Origin of the sequence: Dietzia sp. B44, assembly GCF_014145245.1 — a bacterium.
Lineage (GTDB): Bacteria > Actinomycetota > Actinomycetes > Mycobacteriales > Mycobacteriaceae > Dietzia > Dietzia natronolimnaea.
The window spans coordinates 302-7,630 of sequence record NZ_JAALEF010000517.1; the positions used below are offsets into that span (position 1 = coordinate 302).

7 protein-coding genes are annotated in these 7,329 nt (G+C 69.9%); 3 read left to right on the top strand and 4 right to left on the bottom strand.

Features of this window, described 5'->3' with window-relative positions; genetic code table 11:
* Window positions 1-536 precede the first annotated feature (536 nt).
* From trpS to G6017_RS15785, 3 genes are all read right to left on the bottom strand, one after another.
* Window positions 537-1,613, bottom strand: a complete 1,077-nt coding sequence (gene trpS / locus G6017_RS15775; protein ID WP_182618203.1) for a tryptophan--tRNA ligase — start codon at window positions 1,611-1,613, stop codon at window positions 537-539.
* 44 nt (window positions 1,614-1,657) lie between these two features.
* Complete coding sequence (locus G6017_RS15780) at window positions 1,658-2,131, bottom strand: PPOX class F420-dependent oxidoreductase (RefSeq protein ID WP_182618205.1); 474 nt, start codon at window positions 2,129-2,131, stop codon at window positions 1,658-1,660.
* Between the two features lie 78 nt (window positions 2,132-2,209).
* The gene (locus tag G6017_RS15785; protein WP_182618207.1) at window positions 2,210-3,055 is read right to left on the bottom strand and encodes an exodeoxyribonuclease III; all 846 of its coding nucleotides are present in this window, start codon (window positions 3,053-3,055) and stop codon (window positions 2,210-2,212) included.
* 99 nt (window positions 3,056-3,154) lie between these two features.
* Between G6017_RS15785 and G6017_RS15790 the strand changes: the two genes are divergently transcribed.
* From G6017_RS15790 to G6017_RS15800, 3 genes are read left to right on the top strand one after another with little or no spacing between them, the layout of a single operon-like run.
* Window positions 3,155-4,678 carry an FAD-dependent oxidoreductase gene (locus G6017_RS15790; RefSeq protein ID WP_182618209.1) on the top strand — a complete coding sequence of 508 codons (1,524 nt, stop codon included), beginning with the start codon at window positions 3,155-3,157 and terminating at the stop codon, window positions 4,676-4,678.
* Between the two features lie 3 nt (window positions 4,679-4,681).
* On the top strand, window positions 4,682-5,869 hold the full coding sequence (locus G6017_RS15795; protein WP_206682443.1) for a hypothetical protein: 1,188 nt from the start codon (window positions 4,682-4,684) through the stop codon (window positions 5,867-5,869).
* A 4-nt stretch (window positions 5,870-5,873) separates the two neighbouring features.
* On the top strand, window positions 5,874-6,473 hold the full coding sequence (locus tag G6017_RS15800) for a TetR/AcrR family transcriptional regulator (protein ID WP_182618210.1): 600 nt from the start codon (window positions 5,874-5,876) through the stop codon (window positions 6,471-6,473).
* Here the strand turns inward: G6017_RS15800 and G6017_RS15805 are convergent.
* Window positions 6,460-7,329, bottom strand: an 870-nt coding sequence (locus G6017_RS15805) for an MFS transporter (RefSeq protein WP_182618212.1), incomplete at its 5' end; no start/stop codon positions are given. The genes G6017_RS15800 and G6017_RS15805 overlap by 14 nt on opposite strands.

Consider the following 7,329-nt stretch of genomic DNA (forward strand, 5'->3'; position numbering starts at 1 on the left):
GCATCCGGAGACCACACGATGGAGGTCATCGAGGCCCGCGAACTCGCCTCCGACACGATCCTGGTGATCTGGCGCGAGCGGTCCCGTGGTGACTCGATCCTGCGCAGCTCGGTGTGGGTCCGGTCCAGGGGCTCCTGGCGCCAGACCTTCCATCAGGGCACTGCCGAGACCTGAGTTCCCTCCGCGCGGACGTTCTGCCGGGGAGGCGCGCCGCACACGGAACGGCGCCCCTCACCACGTCTGGCGAGGGGCGCCGTTCGTCGACCGCGGCGCGGGGCCTACAGGCCGCCCAGCAGCAGATGGAGCAGATCCCCCACGATTCCGATGAGACCGGCGACTAGACCCATGCTTCCACTCCCTACAGGTGATGTGACACCCGACGGGTTCCTCTCCCCGTCGAGCTGAAAGCGACTCTAAGGACGTAGTGTGACGGAGGTGTTTCGCCCCGCGGCCTACGCCGTGAACTTGGGTTTCGTCGCTGCAAGGATACATCTGTATAGATTTATTCTTACGCAGTGGCCTGCGCCCTGGGTGTCCTATCCGCGGCGCGGTGCGGTGAACCCGACCGCCTGATAGACCTGCGAGAGCACGGGCCCGGCCACGGATCTCGCGCGATCCGCGCCGTCAGCGAGGATCTGCTCGAGTTGGCCCCTGTCGGACATGTACTCGTCGAACCGACCGCGCAACGGGGTGACGAAGGCCTCGAGGGCATCGGCGGTGTCGGTCTTGAGCGCGCCGTACCCCGCCCCCGCGGCATGGTAATCGGCCACGAGGTCCGCCACCGGCCGCCCGGTGAACGCCGACTGGATGGTCAACAGGTTCGACACACCCGGCTTCATCTCGCGATCGAAGCGGATGTCACCATCGGAGTCGGTCACCGCGCTGCGGATCCGCTTGGCGGAGACCTTCGGGTCGTCGAGCAGATTGACGATCCCCTTGGGGTTCTCCCCCGACTTGCTCATCTTGGCCGTGGGGTCCTGCAGGTCGTAGATCTTCGCCGAGCCCTCGAGGATCTTGCCCTCGGGCACCACGAAGGTCTTCTTGTAGCGGGAGTTGAACCGCATCGCTAGGTCGCGGGTCAGCTCGAGGTGCTGCCGCTGGTCCTCCCCCACCGGCACGAGGTGCGGGCGATAGAGCAGGATGTCGGCGGCCATGAGGACCGGGTAGGTGAACAGCCCCACGGTCGTCCCGTCCGTGCCCTGTTTGGACGACTTGTCCTTGAACTGCGTCATCCGGGCGGCCTCGCCGTACCCGGTGATGCACCCCAGGACCCAGGCCAGCTCGGCGTGCTCGGGCACGTGCGACTGCACGAACAGCACCGAGCGGCCCGGATCGACCCCCAGCGCGAGGAGCTGTGCGCAGCCGCGGAACACCCGTTCGCGCAGCTCCTTGGGATCCTGCCTGACGGTGATCGCGTGGAGGTCGGGGATGAAGTAGTAGGCATCATAATCGTCCTGCAGGTCCACCCACTGCCGCACGGCGCCCAGGTAGTTGCCGAGATGGTAGGAGTCGGCGGTGGGCTGGATGCCGGACAGGACGCGCTGGCGCGTCGCGGGCGCCCCGGTCGCGGCGGTCGTGGGCGCAGGAGCTGCGGAAGTGGACTGCTCAGACATGGCGCCCATCTTCCCACGGCGCCCCCGGCCCCCCGATCACGCCCTCATCGGCCGGTGGACCGGTCCTGCTCGGGCGGGAACCCGCCCGTCGCCACCGGCCCCCAGTCGTCGATCGTCACCCGGATGAGGCATTTGCGCTGCCGCACCATGGCCTCGCGGTACTCGTCCCAGTCGCTGTGTTCGCCGGCGACGCTGCGGAAGTACTCGACCAGCGGCTCCACAGCCTCCGGGAGGTCGACGATCTCAGCGGTTCCGTCGACGTGGACGTAGGGCCCGTTGAACTCGTCGGACAACACGCACACACTGACCGCCGCGTCCCGTCGGATGTTGCCCACTTTCGCCCGCTGCGGGTAGGTGGCCACGACGAGCCTGCCCTCGGAGTCGACACCACAGGTCACGGGCGAGCTCTGCAACCCTCCCGAGGACTTCCGCGTGATGAGCACCGCGCGGTGCCGCGGGCGCAGGAACTCCTCGAGTCCGGCTCGGTCAGGACGGTCGGCAGTCGCATACGTCGGCATGGAGCCGAGGTTACGGATGTGCTCGCCGCGCGGCATCCGCGATCGCGGGCCCCTCCGGTGCGGACGCCCTCGTCGTCGTCACTCGTAGACGACGGTGACCGGCGCGTGGTCGGACCACCGCATGTCGTAGGCACTCGCACGGTCCACCCGGTCGGCCACGGCACGATCGACCAGGCCGTCGGTCACCACGTGGTAGTCGATGCGCCAGCCCGCGTCGTTGTCGAAGGCCTTGCCGCGTTGGCTCCACCAGGAGTACGGGCCGATCTCGTCGGGGCGACGATGGCGGACGATGTCGGTCCACCCGCTGGCGTCGGCGAACAACTCTGACATCCACTCACGCTCGTGGGGCAGGAAGCCGGAGCTCTTGTGGTTCCCCTTGTGGTTCTTCAGGTCCGCCTCGCGGTGGGCGATGTTCCAGTCGCCGCAGATGATCATCTCGTGACCGTCGCGGGCGCCGACCAACTTCGCGCTCTCGGCGAGGTGCTCCCGGAAGCTCGCCATGAAGCGGTCCTTCTCGTCCTGCTTGGGGGTCTCGGCCGTCCCGGAGGGCAGGTAGAGGCTGGCGACGGTGACGGTCTCCCCGTCGACGGCGCCGGGGTACACCGCCTCGATGTAGCGGCCGGACTCGTCGAACTCGGGATCACCGTGCCCGATGCGCACCTCCGCGGGCTCGTGCCGGGACAACAGCGCGACGCCGGCCCGGCCCTTGAGCGAGGAGGCGGAGCCGACGAGGTGCCAGCCGGCGTCGAGGGCCGGGGCTAGCGCCTTACGGGTCTGGCCCTCGTCGGCGCGGACCTCCTGGAGCGCGACCACGTCCGCGCCACTGCCCTCCAGCCAGGGCAGGAATCCGAGGTTGGTCTCCGACCGCTGCTTGACGGCGGCGCGGATCCCGTTGACGTTGACGGTGCTGACGGTGAGGCTCACGCCGCTCAGGCTACCGACCCGGTCAGACGTATCCGTTGACACCCGGTTCGCACATTCATACATTGAGACGATCAATGTATGAATGAAGGGAACTGAAGGATGCACGGAGCGACGGCAGTGGTCCTCGGCGGGAGCGTGGCGGGCCTGTGCTCGGCCGGTGTCCTGGCGCCACACTTCGACAGGGTGGTGGTGCTCGAGCGGGACGAACTGCCGCCCGGCGCCGAGCACCGGCGCGGGGTCCCCCAGAGCAAGCACCCGCACTTCGTCCTCAACGCCGGGCGACGCGCGATCGGCGCGATCTTCCCCGGGTTCGAGGAGTCGCTCATCGAGGCGGGCGGGATGCTGCTGATGCCCTCGATGGACGCGGCCTACGGCGAGATGGACGGCTGGGGGCCGCGCAAGGCCAGCACCATGACGATGATCTACTCCTCCCGCATCCTCATCGAGCGTGTCCTGCGGGAGAAGGTCCGCGACCTGCCGACCATCGAGATCTGCGAGGGCGTGACCGCGTCGGGCCTGTCCACCACCGGAGGCGGGACACCGGCCGGGCGAGTGACCGGGGTGGAGTACCGCGACGCGCACGGCGAGACCCGGATTTTCGAGGCCGATCTCGTGGTGGACGCCCTCGGTCGCGGGTCCTCCGTCCGGGACTGGCTCGCCGCCGCCGGCTGGCCGGCCGTCCCCGAGAAGACCCTCGACGCCAAGGTCACCTACACGTCCCGCTGGTACCAACTCCCGGACGCCTCGCAGCGGCCGCCGAACTGGTGGTGGAAGCACCTGGTCCTGACCCCCACCCAGGACACCGGCCCCCATCCGCAGGAGCACGAGTTCCTCTCCAACTTCTTCCCCGTCGAGGGTGACCGCGCGATCTCGTGCATGGGCTCGTGGGGGATCCGGATGCCGCGCACGCCCGAGACGTTCGAGGCCGCCGCCGACCAACTCCGCGCGCCCACCTTCGCCGCCGCCATGCGGGCCGGCACCCCGATCTCGGAGGTGCACCTCACCCGCGCCACGGGCAACAAGTGGCGCCGCTACGACGAGCTGGCACACCCACCGCTGGGCCTGGTGGCCATCGGGGACGCGGCCTGCGCCTTCAATCCGTTCTACGCGCAGGGGATGAGCTCGGCCGCCCGCTCGGCGGTCGTGCTCTCCGACATCCTGGCCGAGCACCGGTCACTCGACTCCTCGTTCACCCGCGCGTTCCTCGACCGGCAGCGCACGTCACTGGAGGTGCCGTGGATGCTGGCCATGGCCCGCGACCAGGGATACGACTTCGCCGAGGGCACGGAGGTCGCGCCCGCGTGGCGACGCAGGATCATGTCCCGGGTGTCGTGGCCGGTGTTCAACGCCATCACCGCCGCCGCCCGTGAGGACGACCACGTGGAGCAGACGTTCACCGCGGTGTTCAACCTCGACAAGTCGCTCCGCGACATGATGACGGACCCGCGCTTCGTCTACGGCCTGCTGCGCCACAAGGTCCGCGAGGCGCTCGGCCGCACCCGCGTGCCGGGTGGCTTCGACATCCGCCTCGACCCGCCCGGTACCGACTACTCCGATCCCGCGAACCCCGTGGAACCGGCGGCCTCCGCCGTCCGGTCGGCGACCCGACAGACGAAGGGCTGAGCGATGGCGTACTCCTGTGAACCCGATGCCCGGCAGGTCGCCGATTTCCTCGGCTTCTCCTGCGACGACGCACACCCCGTGGGGGCCGTTCGCTCACCGTTCGCCCTCGAGCACTGGACCATGCCCCTGCTCGAGGTGCTGATCATCGCCGGTGCGGTCTTCGCCCTCGTGCACGCGTGGCGGCGCTGGAGGCGCGACGGCGACCCGGTCAACCTCGGGCTGTGGTTCGCCTCCCTGATCTACCTGGCGGTCATAGAGCCACCGCTGTACTTCCCCGAGTGGTTCGGTCTGCAGGACTACGTGGGCTTCATCTTCTCCCACAACGTCTTCACCGTGCAGTTCATGTTCGACCGACTGCCGCTGTACATCGTGGCGTTCTACCCGGTGATCTCACAGCTCACCTACGAGCTCGTCCGCGCCCTGGGGATCTTCGCCCGGCGCGGGGCCGCGATCGGGGCGATCGCCACCGCGTTCGCCAGCCAGGTGTTCTACGAGATCTTCGACCAACTCGGGCCCCAGCTCAGGTGGTGGGCGTGGAACCCCGACAACATGATCAACACGCCGATGTTCGCCTCCGTCCCGATGAACAGCATGTGGGTGTTCGCCTCGGTGTCCTTCGGCGTCATGGTGTGGCTCGTCGTGAAGCTCCTGGGCGGGCCCGGGCGCACCGGAACGCCCATGGGCGGCGGCTCGGTGGCCTGGCGGACCGTCGTCGCGGGGGTGCTCACCCCGGTACTCATGGTGATCCTGGCCGCGCCCACCAGGGTCGGCGTGGACACCGAGAGCGAGGGAACCCTCCAACGGACCATCCTCTGGACGTTCCTCGGCATCCTCTGGCTCGTCGGCCTGTGGCTGCTGGCGGACGGGACCCGCCGGACCTGGCGGGGCTCGACGCCACCGGTCGCCTCACCGGCCTTCGTCCGCGTCTACCCGGTCCTCTACGTCGGTGTACACGCGGCGTTCTGGATCGCGGCACTCCCGGCCTTCCTGGGAGCGACGGACGGGGTCACCGGCGGTGGCACCCCGATCGGGAGCGGGTGGTACGCGCTCGCCTGCTTCGCGGTCGCCATCTGGTTCGTCGTCGCGGCGCTCCTGGCGACCCGGTCCCCCTCCCGCGAGGTCGGCTCCGCCCCCGGCACCACCGCGGGCACCGGGGATCCGCGGACGCGCGAGGCCGATGTGACACCCTGAACCGATGGCGAGACACGGGTGGGGGGGCCGGCCCCCGGCGGACGAGGAGGAGGCGCGTCAGCGCATCATCGACGCCACCGCCGGGCTGATCGACCGGCACGGAGTAGCCAAGACGACGCTCTCCGACGTCGCGGCCGAGCTCGGCGTGACCCGGCAAACGGTGTACCGGCACCTCGGGAGCATCGGCGAGATCATGAGCGCCGTGGCGGCCCGGGGTGCCGAGGACTTTGTCGACCGGTTGGTCTCCCACCTCGAGGGCAGCCGGACTCCCGCGGAGGCCGTGGTCGAGGGGATCCTGTTCTGTCTGCGCACAGTGCCGAGCGACCCACGACTCAACCTGCTGCTGCAACTCGGCGACACCGCCACGTTCAGCCGGGCGGCCACCTCGCCGCTGATGCTCGACTACGGCTCGGCGATGCTGCGTCGGTTCCCCGTGGAGTGGTCCGACGCCGGGGTCTCCGACGCCGACCTCGACGGCCTCGCCGAGATGATCATGCGACTCCTCATCTCGCTGCTGGACTCCTCAACCGAGGTGCCGCGACCGGAGGACGAGGTCCGGGCGCTGCTCGACCGGTGGCTCGTGCCGGCGCTCACCCCGTCGTGACCACGTCCCGGTCCGGTCGGGGGGCGGCCAGAACCGCGCCTACGAGGATCGCCAATCCGACCGCCGCGAGGGCGGCCCCCGCGAGGGCCGGGGAGGTGTAGCCGAAGCCCAGCGCGATCACCACTCCGCCGAGCCACGCCCCCAGGGCGTTGGCGGCGTTGAGCGCCGAGTGATTGAGCGCGGCCGCCAGCGTCTGCCCCCGGCCCGCGTACTGCATCAGCCGGGCCTGCAGTCCGGGCACGAGGGCGGACCCCGTCGCCCCCACGAGGAACAGGCCCACCAGTGCCGTGACCGGATGGTGCGCGGCCACCGCGAACAGGGCCAGGACCACGGTCATGCCCGAGGCGATCGCGACCAACCCACGGTCGAGGTCCCGGTCCGCGACCACTCCGCCCAGCAGATTTCCGGTCACCATGCCGAGACCGTAGACGGCCAGCACCGCGGGCATCCAGCCGCGGTCGATACCGGCCACGTCGACCATCGTCCACTGGATGTAGGTGTAGACGGCGAACATCCCGCCGAACCCCACACCGCCCACGGCGAGGGTCGCCAGGATCTGCGGCCGGGCCAGCGCGGCCAGCTCCTCGCGCGCCCTGACCACCACTGCGCCGGACGGTTCGGGGACGACGACGAAGATGGCCGCCACGGTCAGTGCCCCGATCACCCCGACCGCGAGGAAGGCCGCCTGCCACCCGGCGGCCTCCCCGAGCCACGTGGCCGCGGGGACACCGATCACGGTCGCCACCGACAGACCCAGCAGGACCAGCGACACCGCGCGAGCCTGCTTGCCCGGGCCGGCGAGCGAGGCCGCGACCAGCGAGGCGACACCGAAGTAGGCCCCGTGCGGGATGCCGGC